Annotated in this window: 1 protein-coding gene; it reads right to left on the bottom strand. The window is 55.2% G+C overall.

Annotation, left to right across the window (positions count from 1 at the left end; genetic code table 11):
* The coding region (locus A3730_RS21880) for an FAD-binding oxidoreductase (protein ID WP_156501294.1) at positions 1–958 on the bottom strand (958 nt) is incomplete at both ends.

Here is a 958-nt window from a genome sequence, read left to right on the forward strand (position 1 = left end):
ATCGGCTCAAAAAACTGGAACTGGACCGGGATGACGGCGAGGCAGAAGACAACGAATAAGGCTCGGGGTCAGTAAAGGGAGACTCACCACAAATAAGCTGCGCCAGCAATTCGGCACTGCCTGGCGCAGAAACCAGGCCGTTCCGATAATGCCCTGCAGCCACGTAAACCCCCGTCGCTCCCGGCAGCAAACCCAGATAAGGATAATCCCGCTCACAACCCGGGCGGACGCCAGACCAATGGTAAGAGGGCTTTTTCTCAGCCAACACAGGGGAAAGACTGGCGGCAAGGGAGATCAACTGATGACGCCCCTGAACAGTGGGGTAATGACTGGCATCCCCCTTGCGCAGGGTGGAGCCGACCAAAACTGCACCATCCGCTCTTGGAATCAGATAACCTGCTTCCGTCAATATTACCGAAGGGACATCTCCTGGCGCCACCTGGAACAACAGCATTTCTCCTTTGGCAGGAAAAAGAGGCATACTTAGGCCAGTTTCAGCCAACAGTGCAGCAGCATTATAGCCCGCAGCGACCACGATCGTATCCGAACTGTATTGCCCGACTTCGCCATGAAGTATCGCACCTGAGGACAAAAGTTCAACACGGCGAATATGCTCTCGCACAAAGCTAACGCCTTTCGCTGCAAGATACGCTCGCAGCGCCTTCAACATTCTCGGGTTACGAATATTGCCCAAACCTGGGAAAAAAAGCCCGCCAGCACCATGACCTATTCTCGATTCGGGAGACTCCATTTCGTGGCAATCCAAACCCCACGCCTCAGCCCACCTCTGCGCACGAGTCAACTCCGCCCCCGCCACCTGGACCCACATGCCACCCAAGTGCAGGACCGCCTTGCGGTCCAGAAAACCGGATTCCTCAAGCATTAACACCAGAGTTTGATAGCGGCTCACTCCATCGTGGGTCAACCGATTGAGAAAAGAAGAATGACGCCACGCGAA

It is taken from the genome of Alcanivorax sp. HI0044 (assembly GCF_001634945.1).